The organism is Demequina sediminicola (assembly GCF_000975055.1).
In the GTDB taxonomy this organism is placed as follows: Bacteria; Actinomycetota; Actinomycetes; order Actinomycetales; family Demequinaceae; genus Demequina; species Demequina sediminicola.
Window position 1 is genome coordinate 171,983 of record NZ_BBRB01000001.1, and the last position, 18,657, is coordinate 190,639.

Annotated in this window: 18 protein-coding genes; 14 read left to right on the plus strand and 4 right to left on the minus strand. The window is 63.8% G+C overall.

Features of this window, described 5'->3' with window-relative positions:
* Positions 1 to 19 precede the first annotated feature (19 nt).
* Positions 20 to 298, plus strand: a complete 279-nt coding sequence (locus AOP79_RS00845; RefSeq protein ID WP_062069493.1) for an HPr family phosphocarrier protein — start codon at positions 20 to 22, stop codon at positions 296 to 298.
* Positions 295 to 1,959: a phosphoenolpyruvate--protein phosphotransferase gene (gene ptsP / locus AOP79_RS00850; protein WP_062069495.1), complete on the plus strand. Its 1,665-nt coding sequence runs from the start codon at positions 295 to 297 to the stop codon at positions 1,957 to 1,959. The genes AOP79_RS00845 and ptsP overlap by 4 nt, the downstream gene beginning before the upstream one ends.
* Before the next feature lie 28 nt (positions 1,960 to 1,987).
* Here the strand turns inward: ptsP and AOP79_RS00855 are convergent, their stop codons facing one another.
* Positions 1,988 to 2,857, minus strand: coding sequence for a biotin--[acetyl-CoA-carboxylase] ligase (locus AOP79_RS00855; RefSeq protein WP_152647944.1), 870 nt, complete (start codon positions 2,855 to 2,857; stop codon positions 1,988 to 1,990).
* An 80-nt stretch (positions 2,858 to 2,937) separates the two neighbouring features.
* Here AOP79_RS00855 and AOP79_RS00860 point away from each other — a divergent pair, with 80 nt between their 5' ends.
* From AOP79_RS00860 to AOP79_RS00870, 3 genes are read left to right on the plus strand one after another with little or no spacing between them, the layout of a single operon-like run.
* Complete coding sequence (locus AOP79_RS00860; RefSeq protein WP_236683219.1) at positions 2,938 to 4,488, plus strand: acyl-CoA carboxylase subunit beta; 1,551 nt, start codon at positions 2,938 to 2,940, stop codon at positions 4,486 to 4,488.
* Positions 4,485 to 4,736 carry an acyl-CoA carboxylase epsilon subunit gene (locus tag AOP79_RS00865; protein ID WP_062069504.1) on the plus strand — a complete coding sequence of 84 codons (252 nt, stop codon included), beginning with the start codon at positions 4,485 to 4,487 and terminating at the stop codon, positions 4,734 to 4,736. The genes AOP79_RS00860 and AOP79_RS00865 overlap by 4 nt, the downstream gene beginning before the upstream one ends.
* Positions 4,737 to 4,741: 5 nt before the next feature.
* Positions 4,742 to 5,344, plus strand: coding sequence for a SanA/YdcF family protein (locus tag AOP79_RS00870; RefSeq protein WP_062069507.1), 603 nt, complete (start codon positions 4,742 to 4,744; stop codon positions 5,342 to 5,344).
* 35 nt (positions 5,345 to 5,379) lie between these two features.
* Here AOP79_RS00870 and AOP79_RS00875 read toward each other — a convergent pair whose 3' ends face one another.
* Entirely contained in the window at positions 5,380 to 5,742 is a 363-nt protein-coding gene (locus AOP79_RS00875; RefSeq protein WP_062069510.1) for a DoxX family protein, read from the minus strand.
* An 89-nt stretch (positions 5,743 to 5,831) separates the two neighbouring features.
* Here AOP79_RS00875 and AOP79_RS00880 point away from each other — a divergent pair, with 89 nt between their 5' ends.
* The gene (locus AOP79_RS00880) at positions 5,832 to 6,356 is read left to right on the plus strand and encodes a MarR family winged helix-turn-helix transcriptional regulator (RefSeq protein WP_082093251.1); all 525 of its coding nucleotides are present in this window, start codon (positions 5,832 to 5,834) and stop codon (positions 6,354 to 6,356) included.
* A 21-nt stretch (positions 6,357 to 6,377) separates the two neighbouring features.
* On the opposite strand, the gene AOP79_RS00885 is transcribed toward AOP79_RS00880, so the two are convergent.
* Positions 6,378 to 6,815, minus strand: coding sequence for a MarR family winged helix-turn-helix transcriptional regulator (locus AOP79_RS00885; RefSeq protein ID WP_152647945.1), 438 nt, complete (start codon positions 6,813 to 6,815; stop codon positions 6,378 to 6,380).
* Positions 6,816 to 7,595: 780 nt separating this feature from the next.
* Between AOP79_RS00885 and AOP79_RS11755 the strand changes: the two genes are divergently transcribed.
* The 6 genes from AOP79_RS11755 to AOP79_RS00910 all read left to right on the plus strand — a co-directional run bounded on the left by AOP79_RS11755 (position 7,596) and on the right by AOP79_RS00910 (position 14,560).
* On the plus strand, positions 7,596 to 7,742 hold the full coding sequence (locus AOP79_RS11755) for a hypothetical protein (RefSeq protein ID WP_161794206.1): 147 nt from the start codon (positions 7,596 to 7,598) through the stop codon (positions 7,740 to 7,742).
* 9 nt (positions 7,743 to 7,751) lie between these two features.
* Positions 7,752 to 7,925: a hypothetical protein gene (locus tag AOP79_RS11760; RefSeq protein WP_161794207.1), complete on the plus strand. Its 174-nt coding sequence runs from the start codon at positions 7,752 to 7,754 to the stop codon at positions 7,923 to 7,925.
* Between the two features lie 199 nt (positions 7,926 to 8,124).
* On the plus strand, positions 8,125 to 9,756 hold the full coding sequence (locus tag AOP79_RS00895) for an MFS transporter (RefSeq protein WP_062069523.1): 1,632 nt from the start codon (positions 8,125 to 8,127) through the stop codon (positions 9,754 to 9,756).
* A gap of 96 nt (positions 9,757 to 9,852) precedes the next feature.
* Complete coding sequence (locus AOP79_RS00900) at positions 9,853 to 10,479, plus strand: Maf family protein (RefSeq protein WP_062069526.1); 627 nt, start codon at positions 9,853 to 9,855, stop codon at positions 10,477 to 10,479.
* Between the two features lie 203 nt (positions 10,480 to 10,682).
* On the plus strand, positions 10,683 to 12,467 hold the full coding sequence (locus tag AOP79_RS00905) for an acetyl/propionyl/methylcrotonyl-CoA carboxylase subunit alpha (protein WP_062069528.1): 1,785 nt from the start codon (positions 10,683 to 10,685) through the stop codon (positions 12,465 to 12,467).
* A gap of 119 nt (positions 12,468 to 12,586) precedes the next feature.
* Positions 12,587 to 14,560: an endonuclease/exonuclease/phosphatase family protein gene (locus tag AOP79_RS00910; protein WP_062069531.1), complete on the plus strand. Its 1,974-nt coding sequence runs from the start codon at positions 12,587 to 12,589 to the stop codon at positions 14,558 to 14,560.
* A 45-nt stretch (positions 14,561 to 14,605) separates the two neighbouring features.
* Here the strand turns inward: AOP79_RS00910 and AOP79_RS00915 are convergent, their stop codons facing one another.
* Complete coding sequence (locus AOP79_RS00915; protein ID WP_082093253.1) at positions 14,606 to 16,009, minus strand: NAD(P)H-quinone dehydrogenase; 1,404 nt, start codon at positions 16,007 to 16,009, stop codon at positions 14,606 to 14,608.
* Between the two features lie 53 nt (positions 16,010 to 16,062).
* Between AOP79_RS00915 and AOP79_RS00920 the strand changes: the two genes are divergently transcribed.
* Entirely contained in the window at positions 16,063 to 16,863 is an 801-nt protein-coding gene (locus AOP79_RS00920) for a purine-nucleoside phosphorylase (protein ID WP_062069536.1), read from the plus strand.
* Positions 16,860 to 18,572: a phospho-sugar mutase gene (locus AOP79_RS00925; RefSeq protein WP_062069538.1), complete on the plus strand. Its 1,713-nt coding sequence runs from the start codon at positions 16,860 to 16,862 to the stop codon at positions 18,570 to 18,572. Before AOP79_RS00920 ends, AOP79_RS00925 begins: the two co-directional genes overlap by 4 nt.
* Positions 18,573 to 18,657 lie beyond the last annotated feature (85 nt).

The following is an 18,657-nucleotide window of genomic DNA, read 5'->3' on the forward strand; positions in this document are numbered from 1 at the left end:
CGCCATCAAAGGAGATGACATGTCCACTCGTACCGCAACCATCGGATCCACCGTCGGCCTCCACGCACGACCCGCAGCTATCTTCGTCAAAGCTGCTTCTGAGGTTCAAGTCCCTGTCACCATTGCCACGGTGGATGGGTCACCCGTACCCGCCAACAGTATGATTGCCGTCATGGCGCTGGGCGCCAAGCACGGAGATGAGGTCATACTCACCGCAGACGGCGAAGGCGCTGACGATGCGCTGGACACACTTGCAGAGCTCCTCGCACGGGACCTCGATGCAGAGGCGTCATCATGACAGTCGCCCAAGGAATCGGGGTGTCGGCAGGAATAGCCTTCGGCCCCATTGTTGTGGTGGGCAGTCCCATCACTCCCCCAGCCGATGAAGCCCCCACCGCCGACGCGGAAAACAAGATTCGCCACGCATTCGCCGCCGTCGCCTCGGATCTTGAGAGTCGCATCGCGCACGTGGACGACACCGCAGCTGGGATACTGTCCGCGACCGCAATGCTGGCGCGCGATCCAAGCCTCGTCGACGGCGCGATCGCACGCGCCAAGGCCGGGAACGGACCCGCCACGGCAATCGACGGCGCCACTCGCGAATTCATGGACCAGTTCGAGGCCCTCGGCGGCTACTTCGCAGAACGCGCCACGGATCTCCGGGACGTCGGCGACCGAGCCATCGCTGCAATACTCGACCATCCCGCACCGGGCGTGCCCACGCTTCAGGGTGAATGTGTTCTTGTCGCCCATGATCTTGCGCCCGCGGAGACAGCAACTTTGGACCGCACGAAAGTCCTAGGGATCATTACGGAGGCAGGAGGTCGGACTTCCCATACCGCCATCCTCGCCGCGCAAATGGAGATTCCTGCAGTCGTCAAACTCGCGGAGGCCGCGCACCTCCACGATGGTGACCTCGTCATGGTTGATGGCGACGCCGGCACCGTGCACCTCGACCCCACGGAAGAGACAGTGACGCAGCACCGTGCCAGAGTTGACCGCAGGAAGTCAGTGTTGGCGAGCTCCACAGGACTTGGGATGACCCGCGATGGCAAACAGGTCAAATTGCTCGCCAACATCGGCGGGGTCGAAGATGCCACGATCGCCGCGGGGTCAGGCGTCGAAGGCGTTGGCCTCTTCCGAACCGAGTTTGTCTTCCTTTCTGCCAGCAGTGCGCCGTCCGTCGACGAGCAGGCAGAGATCTATCGCCAAGTCTTCTCCCCGTTCACGGGACAGCGAGTCGTCGTCCGAACGCTTGATGCAGGTGCAGATAAGCCCTTGCCCTTTGCCAATCTGGGCGTGGAAGAGAATCCTGCTCTTGGCAGGCGCGGCTTGCGGCTCTCCGCCGAGCGGCCAGAACTCCTCGACGCTCAACTCGAAGCGATTTCCATTGCAGCGAAGGACACAGGCGCCGATGCCTGGGTGATGGCGCCCATGGTCGCGGATGCCCAAGAAGCGGCGTGGTTCGCGCGTCGCGTCCGCGAGAACGGGCTCGGCACGGTTGGCGTCATGATTGAGGTCCCGTCAGCAGCTCTGCGTGCACACCACGTGATGGCCGAGGTTGACTTTGGCTCTCTGGGAACCAACGATCTCGCTCAGTACACCATGGCAGCCGACCGGATGCAGGGCGAACTGGCTGAGCTGCTCGACCCATGGCAACCCGCAGTTCTTGACGTGGTCGCAGCGGCATCGGCGGGGGCATCAGTCAACGGCAAGCCCATGGGAGTGTGCGGCGAGTCAGCCGGCGACCCCCTCATGGCTCTTGTCCTTGCGGGGCTCGGAATCTCCAGCCTCTCGATGGCCCCGTCGCGAGTCCCACTCGTACGGTTTGCGCTGTCCCAGCACACTTTCGCCCAGTGCGCCCGGCTCGCGCACCTTGCCCGATCTGCCCGCACGCCCTACGACGGGCGCGAGGCAGTTAATGCAGCCTGCGATCCGGAACTGGCGAGTATCCTTTAGCCACACCACGTCAGCACAGGCGGGGCTGCTATGCCCTCCGCACCGTCACGTCGCCCGCAAGGATTTCGCGCTCGCCCTCGCGGGTCGCGACCACCAAAGCACCTGACGGCGAGAGCCCAGTCACACGCCCCATCACACTCTCGCCCGAGGGCGTCGCGACTGTCACATCCCAACCAATCGACGCGCACACACCCTCAACGGCGGCATGAACCTGCGGAAAGTCCTCATCGGCCTCCCACATCGCCACGCCGTCACGCAGGTGCGCCACCAGAGACTTTACGAGAGCGACGCGATCCAGCCAGCCAGCACCTAAGGTGTACAGCGATGCAGCATGGGGCACAGGCAACTCACCAGATGACTGAGACACGTTGATACCGATTCCAGCCACCACTGCGGCTTCCTGATCGACTCCCGAGCGGGGTGCCATCTCGCACAGAATCCCTACGACTTTGCGCCAGCGCCCCCACCCTGGGATCGGCTTCACTCCCGACTCGACCACCACGTCGTTGGGCCATTTGAGATACGCGCCCACACCCGCATCACGCAACGTGCGCACGGTCGCCAGCCCCACCACGAGCGGCGCCCAGCCCAGTTCATCCCCCGGAACCTCGGGCCGCAACAGGAACGATGCCGTCAGGGCAGCACCCTGGGGGGTCGCCCACGAACGCCCTGAGCGACCACGCCCGGCAGTCTGATGATCAGCGACGAGGGCGGAGAACGCGGGCCACGCACCAGCATCGCGTCGCACCGCCTCGAGCATGGCCGTGTTGGTCGATGCGGCAGTCTCACGCACGTCAAGGCGCGACAGTTGGCGACCTTCGCCGACAAGCCCGGCCAGGGCATCGGCCGTCAAAGGCTTGCGCGAGGCGGATACGGTGGCAGGCAAGGTCGGGGTCACCCGGCTAGGCTAGCCGCCGAAGCGACAGCACAAGGAGTATCGTGACCGATTCCCAAGGACAGGCCACCACCCAGGGCGCGTTGGAAGCACTGCGCAGCAAGGTGGACGAGGCCGTCACCCAGCGTGAAGCAGTGGCAACCGAGAAGCAGCACGCCCGCGGCAAGAAGACTGCCCGCGAGCGCGTAGAGCAACTCCTCGACGAGGGCTCTTTTGTTGAGCTCGATGCTTTGACACGCCACCGCAGCCGCAACTTTGGACTCGACAAGAACCGCCCCTACGGCGACGGCGTCGTCACTGGCTACGGCACCATTGATGGCCGACAGGTCGCGGTGTACTCCCAAGACTTCACCGTGTTTGGCGGGTCGCTGGGTGAGGTCCACGGGCAGAAGATCACCAAGGTTCAGGACTTCGCCCTGCGCACTGGAGTTCCACTGATCGGCATCTCTGATGGTGGCGGTGCTCGCATCCAGGAAGGCGTTGCTGCGCTCACGCAGTTCGCTGAGATTTTCCGTCGCAACGTGGCCGCGTCTGGTGTGGTGCCGCAGATCTCCATCATTCTTGGCCCTTCGGCCGGAGGCGCGGTGTACTCCCCTGCGCTCACCGACTTCATTGTGATGGCCGATGGCACGAGCCAGATGTTCATTACCGGACCCGATGTCATCAAGTCGGTCACGGGTGAGGACGTCACGTTCGAAGAGCTCGGTGGCGGGCACGCCCACAACACCAAGTCCGGAGTCGCGCACTATCTCGCGTCCGACGAGGACGACGCCATCGAGTACGTGCAGCAGCTGCTGCAGTTCCTGCCTGCGAATAACCTGACCGATGCCCCCACGTGGAGTGCGGAAGCAGACTTCGAGACCACCGGTGACGACGAGGCGCTCAACACGCTGATCCCCGACTCCCCCAACCAGCCTTACGACATGAAGAGCGTGGTCGAGGCAGTGCTCGATGAGGGTGAGTTCTTTGAGATTCAGCCCCTCTTTGCTCCGAACGTGCTCGTGGGCTTTGGCCACATTGAGGGCCAGTCTGTAGGCATTGTCGCCAACCAGCCACAATCCATGGCTGGCACGCTCGACATCAATGCTTCCGAGAAGGCCGCACGTTTTGTGCGCACCTGCGACGCGTTCAATATCCCCGTCATCACTTTGGTGGATGTGCCCGGGTTCCTGCCGGGCGTGAACCAGGAGCACCAGGGCATCATTCGCCGTGGCGCCAAGCTGATTTATGCCTATGCCGAGGCCACGGTGCCGCTCATTACGGTCATCACTCGCAAGGCTTACGGCGGCGCGTACATCGTGATGGCGTCTAAGCAGTTGGGTGCTGACATCAACCTCGCGTGGCCCACCGCACAGATCGCCGTCATGGGTGCTGGCGGCGCGGTCAATATTCTCCAGCGCCGTCCGTTGGCGAAGGTGGCTGAGGAAGGCGGAGATGTGGAGGCCGAGCGCGCCCGCCTTACGGCTGAGTACGAGGACGAGATCGTCAACCCCTACGATGCCGCTGACCGCGGTTATGTTGACGCAGTGATTGAACCCTCGGAGACCCGCGAGCAGATCACTCGGGCGCTCCGTGCACTACGCACCAAGCGCGCATCGCTGCCTCCGAAGAAGCACGGGAACATGCCGCTATGACCGCTACACCGTCTGAGGATCCGTTTGAGGTCGCCGCGCAGTTGCGTGTGATCTCCGGAAGCCCCGATGCTGAAGAGCTAGCGGCCCTGGTTGCGGGCGTAGCCGTGGTAGCCGCCTCCAACACTGAGGACGAGGCGCCCGGTTCACCAACATCGGCCTGGATGGACCGTACTCGCACGATGCGCGGACGGCGCATCATTGCCCCGCTCGGCCACGGCGACTCCGCCTGGCGTCACTCGCTGAGGTAGAGCCGATGCCACGGCTGGCTTCCACGCTCGCACTCACCGCGGCGGCGGCGTCCGCCGCACTTGTGGCTCCGCAGGTGTATGCCCGGGCAAGTGCGCGAGGCGACGTGCATTTGGCATCGTCTGGTGACTTTGCGCCGGCCGACGCGGCTTTAGTGTTGGGAGCGCGGGTCTGGCCCGATGGCCGTCCCAGTCGTTTTTTACGCGAGCGCGTGGCCACGGGTGCCGAGCTCTACCACCGTGGCGATGTGAACTTGTTGTTCCTCACGGGCGCAGGCCATAACCGTGAGGGCCTTGATGAGACGAAGGCCATGCACACCGCCGCGCGGGAACTGGGAGTGCCCGACGAGGCACTGGTCAAAGACCCGCACGGCTATGACACCCGCGAATCCGCACGCAATGCCTGGGACGCGGGTGTCAGTAGCGTCATTGTCTGCTCGCAGGAATTTCACCTGCCCCGGGCCATGTGGCTCTGCCGTTCAGTGGGCTTGGACGTCCAGGGAGCCCACCCTCCTGTGCTTTCCACTCGCTGGCACACCGCTCGCGGCTATGTGCGGGAGGTCCCAGCGACGTGGAAGGCTGCACTCGAAATCGCGCACGACGCCCTGTAGCGGGCGGCCGCGCGCGACTATCGAGACACCGGTCGTTACAGCCAGACCACGAAGCCCAGCACGGCGACGACAGCAGCCGCCACAGCTAGCGCCAATGCGGGTACGAAGGCTTCCTTGTTCTTGGCGTGGTCCACGACGGCCACCACCATCAAGACGGTGAGGGCCACTGCGGCGATAGGGGCAAGGATCACGGCGATGGAGGTCAGCGGCGGCACAATGAGGCCGATGGCGCCAAGCACTTCGAGCGCGCCAATCGTGCGCTGTTGAGGCAGGGAGCGGCGCTCGGGCAGGATGCCCGACGAGCGGAGGTCCTCCTCCGACTTCACGATCTTGTTCATTCCGGCGGCGAGGAAGACGAGGGCGAGCAGGCCGCCGACGATCCAGTAGGCGATTTCCATGTGGGGCTCCTTAAGCGTGGACTGCTACGAACGATTTAGTTGATGCGTCAATTATTGACTCTACAACCAAAGTATGCAAATCTAGCGCTATGAGCCAGACGCCTCCGCACAATCAACCCGTCACCGTCGAGGCTCGCCCTGCCCCCAATGCCCAGGACGAATTCTTGTGGCGCAGGTTCTCAGCGATGCTCACCACCGTTCCAGCGGCCCTCGATGAACGCGTGCGCGAAGCCACTGGCCTGAACCACCACCAGTTCATGATCCTGTCGACACTGGCGGCGCAACCTGATCGCACCCAGCAACTCGCGCGGGTCGCACAGGCCGCCGATTCTTCGCTGTCGCGCCTGTCTCACACGCTCGCCAAGCTTGAAGCGGAAGGGCTCGTGGAGCGGCGCACCTGCGATCATGACCGTCGAGCCACCTGGGCGGTGCTGACAGACAAAGGCGCCGCGGTGGTCGCGGAAGCAGCCGAAGCCTACGAGGCAGTAAAGCGCGAGGTACTGCTCGACCACGTTCCCGCGGACAAGCGCATGGCTCTCGCCACGCTGCTCACGCATATCCTTCCGGACAAGGTCGCACAGCAGTGCCAGGAGATCGACTCGGACCTCACCTAGGCCGGTAGCGAGTGGCGGCGTCTACCCTTCAGCCGCCCCTGCGTCGATGAATGTCTGCAAGATTCCTCGGAGCTGCTCAACTTGCTCGTCCGACAGCACATTGAGGTGCTCGATAAACCCCTGCTCGGCTTCCGAGACAGCCTGATTCACCAGTTCGTCCCCCTCGGACGTAAGTGACAACAGCCGGACGCGCCCGTCCTCAGGCGACGGCTCGCGTGCAACCCAGCCCCGGTCAACCAAACGCTGCACCACACCAGTGGCGATGTTTGCCCGCACTCCCATGGCATCGGCCGCCTCCGCCGTGGGAATCCCGCGGTGAGAGTGCAGGAAGAGCAACAGGTGGAACTGGACGGGGGTCAAGTTGGCGCCCACCATGGTCTGCGAGTGGTGGCGCATCGACGAGCGCATCATCTGCGCTTGCAGATCAAGCACTTGCGCCACGGTTTCTTCGCGCGACAAGCCCACACCTCATTTCTCTTCGCTGGAGTCCACCTCAAGAATCCCGCCGACCTCTAGACTGCCGATAGAAGCTTGAGACAGCCCTTGCGACGGCTTCTAGATCCGCCCACCCTGGCCCACATGCCTGGCAATCCTGCGACCCACAGTCTCATTCACACCCTTGACCGAAACACCCACCCACATAGTAAAGTCGCGTTGGGGCATCGAGATGGCCAACCCCTCAGCCCAGAGTAACGATGGCGTTTCACTGAGATGAGGAAAACACGAGTGACGACCAAGACACGCACTTGGACGACAGCGGCGATGTTAACCATCCCACTGCTTGTTGGCAGTAGCGCGACGGCCGCGGCAACCGATTCAGGATGGGAGGAGTAGCGAGTCGAACTAGCCCTGGAAAAGGTAGACGACGGGACCTGGACGGAGAGCGACCTCGCGACCCTCCGAGAGTTTCCCGAGGTTGCGCAACGCGTTGCGGATCCGTCCGCAGCGGTAGAAGTGACAGCCGGGGATCGCGTCGTGAGCCCTCCTCGCACGACTGCCCAGCTCAAGGACACTTCACCCGCCTCGCCCTTACTAAAGCCCTCCCGGACATGCAGGAACACGTGGGTAACTTACACCAAGCGAACGCTGTTGGGAGACATCGCATACAAATGGACCCACTTCGTTGATTGGTGCCACTCTGGCGGCAAAGTTGTGGCAATCAAGGAACGCTACGATTATGCACCCAGCATCTCAGCCTTCTACTACGTAGAGGGCCTCGTGCAGAACTCGAATAGTGGCGTGGGCACTTCTACGGCTTCCTCGATGTTCCAGCGACGCATCGACAACTGTATTGCCAAGTATGGTTGCGTCGCATCTCACACTCCATGGTCAAAGATCACGCTCAAGGGCAACGGCACCTACACCTATCGTGGCAGTGCTGGGTAGGGTGGAACAGTGAAAGTTCTACTGTTCTTGCTGTTGTGGGCACTTCTAGTATTCGTCGTGGTTTTCGTAATGTCCCTGTTTGGCGGCATAGGCACTATCGAACTCGGCCTCGCCGCAGCACTCGCTGCGCTCGTGGCAGCTGGGATCAACCGAGTGTTCTGGCGCCAGCGTCGCAACACCTAGGAATCCACAACTCCTGGCCTAGCGCCGGCTCCGCCATCCCTTGCGGGTGTGCGGGGTCGGCGCTTCGCTGTTTCACTGCGTTGTCCCCTTCCGCAAATTAGTTCACTTGAGGCGAAGTTGATTATTCGTGTCATGCGAACTAATGTGGCCCAGTTGCCGAGCCACCGCTACGCAACCGCGAACGCTAAGGAGTCCCCGCTTGTCCAAGCCAGCCGCAGACCGCGCCTCACTGCAAGACGCACTCGACGAGGGAATTCCCGAGTCGACCTACCGCCGCCGCTGGGGAATCCTCGCGACTCTGTGTCTTGGCCTCATGACAGCGATGGTCGCCAACATGAGCCTCAACCTGGCGCTCCCTGACCTCACTGTGGAGTTCTCACTCACGCAGCTAGAGCTCACCTGGGTTGTTGAGGCCTTCGCTCTGGTCTTCGCGTCACTGCTTTTCATCGCCGCCGCGATCGCGGACCGGTACGGGCGCAAACGGACGATGCTCGTGGGACTCGTCGTCTTCATCCTCGCCTCGGCCTACGCTCCCCTGTTCGCCACCACGGGTGGAGAGCTCATCGCCTCCCGTGCCTTCATGGGCATCGGTGGCGCACTCGTGATGCCCACGACGTTGTCGATCGTCAACGTGGTGTTCCCCACGAAGGAACGCCCCAAGGCCATCGCCATCTGGGCCGCAGTGGCCGGTGTCGGCATGATGATCGGCTCCGTGCTGACTGGCATCCTGCTGCACTTCTTTGACTGGCACGCCGCGTTCTATCTTGGCGCGGTGCTAGGAGTCATCGCCCTCTTTGCTTCGTGGCGCATCGTCCCCGAATCCGTCGACGAGAAGGCCACCCCGGTGGACTGGGTCGGAGGTGCATTCATCACCGCGGCCCTCGCCGGCATCGTCTACACGATCATGGAGGTCCCATCGCACGGCTGGAGCGACCCCGTCACGATGATCGCCGCCACGGTGGGCGCCGCGTCGCTCATCGCGTTCATCTGGTGGGAGAACCGTGTCGAGCACCCGATGCTCGACCTCAAGCTCTTCAAGAACCGCCGCTTCTCACTGTCTGTGGTGTCCGTCACCTTGACCTTCTTCGCCATGATTGGCGCGTTCTTTGGCATGACCCAAATCTTCCAGCTCGTCATGGACTACGGGGCACTCAAGACTTCGCTCGCCATGATTCCGCCGATGCTGCCAATGATGGTCGTGGGGCCGATGGTGCCGCGCCTCGTTGCCGCTGTCGGCACGCGCTGGACGGTTGTCCCTGGCCTCGTAGCGGTTGCCACCGGGTTCCTACTGATGACCACCTGGCCAACGGTTCCGTCGTATTGGGACTTCTTCATTGCCATGTCGATCATCACGCTCGGTATGGCGCTGGTCATGACGCCCGCAACGAACATGATGATGGCTTCCGTGCCGCGCAACCGGTCCGGCATGGGTTCCGCCATGAACGACACCACCCGGGAACTTGGCGCCTCCCTGGGCATTGCCCTGTTGGGTTCGATGATCGCCACCCAGTACACCCAGAACATCTCCTCAACGGCGGCGCAGGTGCCCGGCGAGGCAGGCGGAGTGATCGAGGATTCTCTCGCGGGTGCGCTGGCCGTCACAGATCAGATGGCCACCGCGGGCGGCGAGGCCGCAACGGCTGCCGCGCAGATCGCGCAAGCCGCTCAGGCAGCATTCATGGATGCCAACCAGTACGCCATGATGGTGTCCGCCGTCATCGCGATCGCTACGGCCGTGCTCATGCTGTTCGCCCTGCCACGCGGCGAGAAGTCCCTCTCCGCCGAGCCCGAGGATGACGAGATCCGCGAGGAAGTCAAGACCACAGCCTAGAACTCCCGCCAAATGGAGCCATCTCGCTGTTTTGGCGTGCCAAATCAGCGAGATGGCTCCATTTGGCGAGGGGGCAGAGGGGCTAGGGTCAGTGCCATGACAGTGCCGCTCCTGCTTGCCTCCCAGTCCCCCGCCCGCCTCGCCACCTTGCGAGCGGCAGGGGTAGAGCCCGACGTCATTGTCTCTGGCGTCGACGAAGATGCGATCCTCGACAAGCTCCGCACCGAGCACCCCGACGCTGAGCCTGGGGACGCCGTTCTCGCGCTCGCGCGGGCCAAAGCAGAGCATGTCGCGGCCGAGTACGAGACCAACGCCATCGTCCTTGGCTGTGACTCCATGCTGGAGATAGACGGCGCCATTTACGGCAAACCGGGCGATGCTGAAACCGCCGTTGCACGCTGGCGCACCATGCGCGGACGCTCGGGCATCCTGCACAGCGGTCACTGGCTTGTCGATGACCGCGAAGACGGCACGCGCGGCTCCGTGGGTTCGTCGTCCGCAACGGTCGTGCACTTCGCGAAGCTCACCGACGACGAGATCGAGGCCTACGTCGCCACGGGCGAACCGCTCAAGGTCGCAGGCGGCTTCACGGTCGATGGTCTCGGAGGCCCGTACGTCGAACGCATCGACGGCGACTTTCATGGCGTCGTAGGCGTTTCACTCCCCTTGCTCCGCACTCTCCTGGCGGAACTTTCGGTTCCCTTCCACACCTTGCGCGAGTAGTCCCGCGTCAGGACGGCGTACGCCACGAGGACCAGGCAGATTGTGGGGTCTGCACAACCTACGGCCCCGTAGCCCATGTAAATGTCAAGTCGATTGTAGATACCCTACAAACGCAGTGCCGCCGCGTGTGACCGCTTTCCAAAGTTGATGCACCGCATCGCATTCACAGGTGCTGGTTGGTAACCAGGCGCTACGGTGACGGGGTGTCTGCATTCTCTTCTGTCCTCATTGCCAATCGTGGCGAGATCGCGGTACGCGTTATTCGCGCGTGCAACGACGCTGGCCTACGTTCCATCGCCATCTACGCCGATTCGGACCGTGACGCCCCACACGTGCGTCTAGCGGACGAGGCTTTCGCGCTGGGAGGCGAGACCGCAGCACAGACCTACCTCGACATCGAGAAGGTCGTCGACGCCGCACGCCGTAGTGGCGCGGAGGCAATCCACCCCGGATACGGATTCCTCTCAGAGAACGCCGACTTCGCCCGGGCCGTCATGGATGCTGGGCTGGTGTGGATTGGCCCGCCTCCCGCAGCGATCGAGGGTCTCGGCGACAAGGTCAGCGCACGCCACATCGCGCAACGGGCGGGCGCTCCCCTGGTCCCTGGCACTAAAGACCCGGTAGCAAACGCCGATGAGGTTCTTGCGTTCGCCGACGAGCACGGGCTTCCCGTTGCGATCAAGGCAGCGTTCGGCGGCGGTGGGCGCGGCCTCAAGGTGGCCCGCACCCGCGAAGAGATCCCTGAACTTTTTGACTCCGCCACTCGTGAAGCGGTAGCCGCCTTCGGCCGCGGTGAGTGCTTTGTGGAGCGCTTCCTCGATAAGCCTCGCCACGTCGAAACCCAGTGCCTTGCAGACACGCACGGCAATGTCGTCGTGGTGTCCACCCGCGACTGCTCGCTGCAGCGTCGGCACCAGAAACTCGTCGAAGAAGCGCCAGCACCCTTCTTGACTGACGAGCAGAATGCACGCCTCGTTGAGTCGAGCCAGGCCATTTTGCGCGAAGCCAACTATGTGGGTGCCGGTACGTGCGAGTTCCTCGTGGGCGTTGACGGCACCATCTCCTTCCTTGAGGTGAACACTCGCCTGCAGGTGGAACACCCCGTGACAGAGGAAGTCACGGGTGTAGACCTGGTGCGCGAGCAGTTCCGCATTGCTGCAGGCGAGCCCATCCAGAACCTCTCACCCGTCACGCGTGGCCACTCATTCGAGTTCCGCATCAACGGTGAAGACCCGGGCCGCAACTTCATGCCCGCTCCTGGCCGCATCTCCAAGCTCCGCTTCCCCACCGGCCCCGGTGTCCGCATCGATGCTGGCGTGGTCGAGGGCGACACCGTCTCTGGCAACTTTGACTCGATGATCGCCAAGGTCATCGTCACTGGCGCCACCCGCACCGAGGCAATCCAGCGCGCACGCCGCGCTCTCGCCGAAATGTCGGTCGAGGGAATCCCCACCGTCGTACCCTTCCACCGCGCTGTGTTGGATACCCATGAGTTCGCCGCACCCACGGGCACCTTCGGCGTGTACACCACGTGGATTGAATCCGAGTTTGCGGACACGGTCGCTACGCTCGGCAGCACAGGCTCCGGTGTAGAGAATGAAGCCGATGCCGTCGCCACGGAGCGCGTTGTTGTGGAAGTGGGCGGCAAGCGCCTAGAAGTGGTCCTGCCGGCAGCCTTGGCGCAGGCCGGGCGAGCGAACGCACGCAAGGGCGGTCCTGCTCGCCGTACGGCTCGCCGTGGCGGTACAACCCGATCCGCCGCGAGCGGCAACTCACTGACCTCGCCCATGCAGGGCACGATCGTGAAGGTCGCTGTCGAAGATGGTGCGACGGTTGCCGAGGGCGACCTGGTGGTGGTGCTGGAGGCCATGAAGATGGAGCAGCCGCTGGTGGCACACCGCGCTGGCACCGTCACGGGCCTGTCGCTTGCAGTGGGCGGTTCCGTGAGCTCCGGCACAGTCATCTGCGACATCGCCGACCCCGCCTAGCGTCACTTCTTCGCGGCGTCACAGCACACGGTGCTGATGGCGTGGGCGAGGCCTGCGTTGTTCACAGAGCACGGCCCCCGCGTCGCGGCTCTCATTGTTGCGGCGGTACCGTGACAGGCATGACCGATGTGAGACGTGCCCTGGGCCTGATCGCTGTGGCGTCGTGGCTGTTGATTGATTCGCTTCGCACCGCAGGCCCATTACTGCTCGACCTGTCCGAGCCCAATACCGCCACTGCACTGATCGCTATCGTCGCAGTAGGCGCTGGCGGTGCCGCAGTGGCGTGGCTGGCATCGATGGCCGCACAGTTCTTCAGCCAAGGTGGCACCGTGTGGTTCCTCCTCGGCATCACGGCCATTGCTCGCTTCAGCCTTCCGCTCCTCGACGGGGGTTGGCTCATCGGCGCTGGGCTCTACATCGCGGCGCTTGCGATCGCCACCGTGATCATGTGCGCGCGGGTCGCCGTCGGTAACGGCTCGGGGGCCACACTGGTGACCGGAACTGCGCTGGGTGCAGCCGCCGCCGTGGCAGAGCAGGCGCTACTGCGCACCTTCGATGCGGCGTGGAGGACCGATGTGTGGGGGTGGGTCGCCATCGGCGTGGTTGCCGTTTTGGCCTTGGTCAATGGCTGGCGATGCCACGACCTCACTCCCGCCAAGCACACCCGGGGCTGGTGGGGCTACGGCCTCTACTGGGCCTTCCTGATGTATGCCTTTGCCAACCTGGGCTACGTGACATCGCAAGCATCCGTGCGCATGTCCGTTGCTGTGGTGTTCTCCATGGTGGGCCTCTTGCTGGCTGCGCGTCTCGCGTCGGCAGCGATCGCCATGAAGGGCCCTGTTCACATCGCACTCGTAGTGATCGGCGTGGCAGCGCTGGCCGTGCTGCTGTCCGTTCCTGGACTCGCCGCGCTGATCGCGTTGCCCATTGCTTCCGCGACCAGTGGCCTCGCAGCAGCACTCATGATGCGGGCGGACAAGGGCTCCGCTGCGCGCAGCCTCGGGGCTTCGTTCGCATTCGTTGCAGCGATGCTGGGACCGTTAGTGATTGCTGAGATCGACAGGCTCTCGGTGACCCCCGTCCGGCACGGGATCTTGCTGATCGCCGTGGGCATCGCCCTCATGATAGGAACGGCCTTCCGTGTGGGTACGCGTCACACGGCGCCAGCCCTACCCGGCGTCCTGCCGCGCCTTGCTGTGGGTGCCGTCGCCGTTGGCGGATTGTGGTGGTGGACAAGCGCCACCTATGAGCAAGAGCAGCTGTACTCCGAGAACTTCCTGTCCTCCCCCACGGCTATGTCCTGGAACATTCACCACGGCGTGACCCCGGCAGCACAGGGCAGGCTCGGCGTCAACGCTCAGGACGTCGCACACACACTTCGCGACAATCCCGCCGATGTGACGATGCTGCAAGAGGTCGACCGCGGCGGCTTGTTGTCGGGTGGGGTCGACATGGTGGAGTACCTTGCTGGCGAACTACAACTACCCATCTCCTACGCTGGCGCCCACACCGAGCAGACGGGAAATGCCATCCTCACCTCGCGGCCCCACAGTGAGGTGCGCGCCCTCAAGCCGGACAGCGACCTCGGCCCCCGCCACGGCGCACTCGCGGTGACATTTATGGGCGCAACGTACGCGTCAACGCAAATCGATGGCGATGACGGCACCGATCCCGAGGCGCAAGCCGCACGCCTCGTGGAGTGGGGAACGGCCATCGGCCCTGTGGTCATTGGCGGGGACTTTGGCGATGGCCCCGATTCCGCCACGCTCGCAGTGATGCTGGACTCTGGCTATGCGATTGCTGCCGAAGCACTACCTGCCGGCGCAGCCGCACAGGATGGTGCCCGGGTGGACTTTATTCTGGGCCGTGAAGTCGTCCTTGAGGACTTCGCGCTGCTCGATGTCCCGTGGTCCGACCATCTGCCGCTCACCGCGCACGTGCGTACCGGTCTAGGCGGCGATGTCGCGCCTCACGTCGAGCGTGACGAGGATGCCGGCGCCGCCACGTCTGAACCGTCGCCATCAGAGAGCGCGTCCGGCACGCCGTCAATCAGTGAGTCACCGTCAGCGTCACCATCGCCCAGCACAAGCTAGGTCCGCCCTGGTGTCACGCATCGTCGATGGGTGACACCAGGCGCGCTAGACGCGTGCTTGGTCGGACAGGTGGTGCAGACGCCGCGCCACCTCTGCCGTGGTCCCTGAGAGGGACGGGTACACGGTGAACACGCCTGCGACATCGTCCACCGTCAAGTGGTGCGTCACGGCGAGCGAGAGCGGGAAGATGTGCTCGCTGGCACGGGAGCCCACGATGACGGCGCCCAACACTTGTCCGGTAACGGTGTGACCGAAAATCTTGACGAAGCCCTGATCGATTCCGAGCATCTTGGCCCGGGGGTTGCGCGCCAAGTCCAAGCGCGAAACCTCATAGAAGAGACCGCGCTCCTTCAGCTCCTCCTCGGAGGCTCCCACGGTGGCGATCTCGGGGGCGGTAAACACCGCCGACGCGACGTGCCGCAAATCAAGTGGGGTGACGGCGTCGCCGAGCGCATGCGCCATAGCAATGCGTCCCTGGGTGGCCGCGACGGAAGCCAGCGGGAGCACCCCGGTGCAGTCGCCGGCAGCATAGATTCCGCGAGCGGACGTGCGTGAGACGCGGTCGACGGTGATGTAGCCGCGCTCGTCGAGTTCAACGCCCGCTTCTTCAAGGCCAAGTGAGTCAGTGTTGGGGATAGATCCCACGGCCATCAAGCAATGGCTTCCCGTGACCACGCGGCCGTCGGCCAACGTGACCTCAACTCCGACGCCGGTGTTCTTCACGCTCTGCGCGCGGGTTCCACCCATCACATTCATGCCGCGTTCCGCGAACACTTCCTGAACAAGCGCGGCCGCCTCAGGGTCCTCGCGCGGCAGCACTCGGTCACCGGAGGACACGAGGGTGACCTCGGATCCGAGCAGACTGTAAGCACCCGCGAACTCTGCGCCCGTGACTCCGGAACCCACCACGATCAGATGTTCGGGGAGCTCGGCGAGATCGTAAAGCTGCGTCCACGTCAGGATGCGATCGTTGTCAGGCTCTGCACCTTCAACAACACGAGGCCGCGCACCCACCGCGAGCAAGACCACATCGGCGTCAAGCGTCTCGCCGTCGACCACGACGTTGCCCTCGGGCGTCAGCGTCGCGCTGCCATGGAGCACCGTGATGCCGTTGTCTGCCATCCGGCTTGAAATGTCACCCGACTGCTTGGCGACGAGCGCCCGGATGCGCGCATTGACGGCGGCCACATCGACCACATGTGCAGTCGATTCGGAGCCATGCGCATCGCGGATTCCTAGTTGCGGTGCGCGGTCTGCGATGGTGCGCCACTCAGCCGTGGCGATGGCCGTCTTGGAGGGCACCACATCGGTGAGGACGGCGTTACCGCCCATCCCTTGACGCTCGACCAAGGTGACATCTGCACCGGCTTTGCGGGCGACGAGGGCCGCCTCGTATCCTCCAGGGCCGCCACCAATAATTGCCACGTGTGTCGTTGCCATAAACTCCATTGTCTCTCACTCGCGGCAGGCGAAACTCACCTCTGGCAGGTTACGCTCGATGTATGACACACGCCTCAGCACACGCATCCGAAGCCGCCGCCGCCATTGCCGCCGCCACGGGCGTAGAAAAGCACGACATTGCCCTTGTTTTGGGATCAGGTTGGGGAGGTGCAGCCGAACTCATTGGAGAGGAAGTCGCGTCTGTTCCTGCCAATGAAATCCCAGGCTTCGCCGGACACGTTGTCGCCGGCCACCACCCGACGCTTCGGTCGTTGAAGACGGCCGATGGTCGCGCAGTTTTGGTCTTGGGGGCGCGCCAACACTTCTATCAAGTGCGCGATGCCGCGAAGGTGGCACACGGTGTGCGCACCGCGGCCGCGACTGGCTGCACGCAGCTCGTGCTCACCAACGGATGCGGCTCCACTCGCCCCGAGGTAGGCCCGGGAGAGGTCGTGCTCCTCACGGACCACCTGAACCTGACCGGCGCCACGCCTCTCGAGGGTGCGACGTTCGTTGACTTGACCCAGACGTATTCGCCACGGCTGCGGGCGCTCGCGCGCGAGATCGATGCGAACCTCAAGGACGGCGTGTACGCACAGTTCACCGGCCCTCAGTACGAAACCCCTGCAGAGGTGCGCATGGCTTCCATTCTTGGCGCCGACCTGGTGGGTATGTCGACAGCGCTCGAGGCCATCGCCGCACGCGAAGTGGGGCTCGAGATCCTGGGTCTGTCACTGGTCACCAACCTTGCAGCAGGCATCGGCGGGGAAACCCTCAACCACCAAGAAGTCATTGACGCCGGCACCGCTGCCGCGCCTCGGATCTCCCGACTGCTGGCTGACGTGGTGGAGCGCATGTCATGAGCGAAACCAGTGCTCTGATTGACCTCGCAACAGCGTGGGCGGCCGACGACCCGGACCCTGCGACTCGTGAAGAGATGGAAGCCATCATCCATGCGGCCCGGGCTGGCTACGACGATGCTGTCCACGAACTTGAAGACCGCTTCCGCGGCATGCTCGAGTTCGGGACAGCGGGCCTACGCGGAGCCTTAGGCGCCGGGCCCAATCGGATGAACCGCGCGGTAGTGATTCGTGCCGCAGCGGGCCTTGCGGCGTTCCTCACCGAGGCTCTCACGGAAGCGGGTTTCGAGCCACGCGCCAAGGTCGTGATTGGTTTTGATGCCCGTCATGGTTCGCATGACTTCGCTGTCGACACCGCAGCGGTCATGACAGCCGCAGGCCACGAGGCTCTGCTGATGCCTCGCCTGTTGCCGACCCCCATGCTGGCGTACGTGACGCGCGACCTCGACGCGGATGCGGGCGTCATGGTGACCGCGTCCCACAATCCCCCACAAGACAACGGCTACAAGGTGTACCTCGGCGGCCGCGTTGTCACTGGAGACGGCCAAGGCGCGCAGATCGTGTCGCCCTACGACGCTCAGATCGCTGCAAAGATCGCCAATGTCATTGCAGTGGCCGACGTCCCGCGCGCGGAAGACGGCTGGGAGCTGATCGAGTCGCCCGTACTGATGGGCTACATCGACAACGTTGCGGCTCTCGCCGGACCACCACTGGAAAAGTCGCCGCGCCACGACGTGCGGATAGTTCTCACCCCGCTGCACGGTGTGGGCGGTGCCCTCGTCGAGACAGTGCTGAGCTCTGCAGGGTTTGGTGACCTGCACACAGTCCCCGAGCAAGCCGAGCCCGACGGCGACTTCCCTACAGTCGCGTTCCCCAACCCTGAGGAAAAGGGTGCCATCGACTTGGCGCTTGACCTTGCCCGTTCCATCGATGCGGACCTCGTCATTGCTAACGATCCCGATGCGGATCGCTGCGCTGTCGCCACCATCATTGATGGTGAATGGACCATGCTCCACGGCGACGTCGTAGGTTCGCTCCTCGGTGAGCGCATCGCCTCACGTGGCGGGCACCCCGAGGGTGCAGTCCTCGCAAACTCGATCGTGTCGTCGCGGATGCTTGGCCGTATCGCGGAACACCACGGCCTCCAGCACGCCCACACGCTCACAGGGTTCAAGTGGATCGCTCGCGAGCCCGGCATCGTGTTCGGCTACGAGGAAGCGCTCGGGTATTGCGTTGCTCCTGACCTGGTTCGGGACAAGGACGGCATCTCAGCGGCAGTGCTGATGGCCGACTACGTGGCCGAACTCAAGGCCGAGGGCCGTACTTTGAGCGACGCCATCGACGACCTCAACCGGACGTACGGCATCCACCTCACGCGCCAGGTCTCGGGGCGGTTCAGCGACCTCTCGCAGATTCCTGCACGCATGGAACGGCTGCTTGCTGACCCTCCCACGTCGTTGGGCGGGTCGCACGTGGTAGCAACCGACGACATGAACGAAGGCTTCCAGGGCTTGCCCCCGACCAATGGCCTGCACTTGGCCACCAAATCCGGTGCCCGTGTCATCATCCGCCCCTCAGGGACAGAGCCAAAGATCAAGGCCTATCTCGAAGTAGTGCACAAGCCCACGGACAAGCTCGATTCAGCGCACGCCCATGCCGTCAAGGACATGGACGCGCTGGAAGCCGACGTCCGTCAGGCGCTTGGCCTCTAGCCTGGCCGCGAGTTCCACGACGCTGGGACCTGCATCACGCAATGAAGGCCGGGATGCTCCGAGGAGCAGCCCGGCCTTCGCCGCG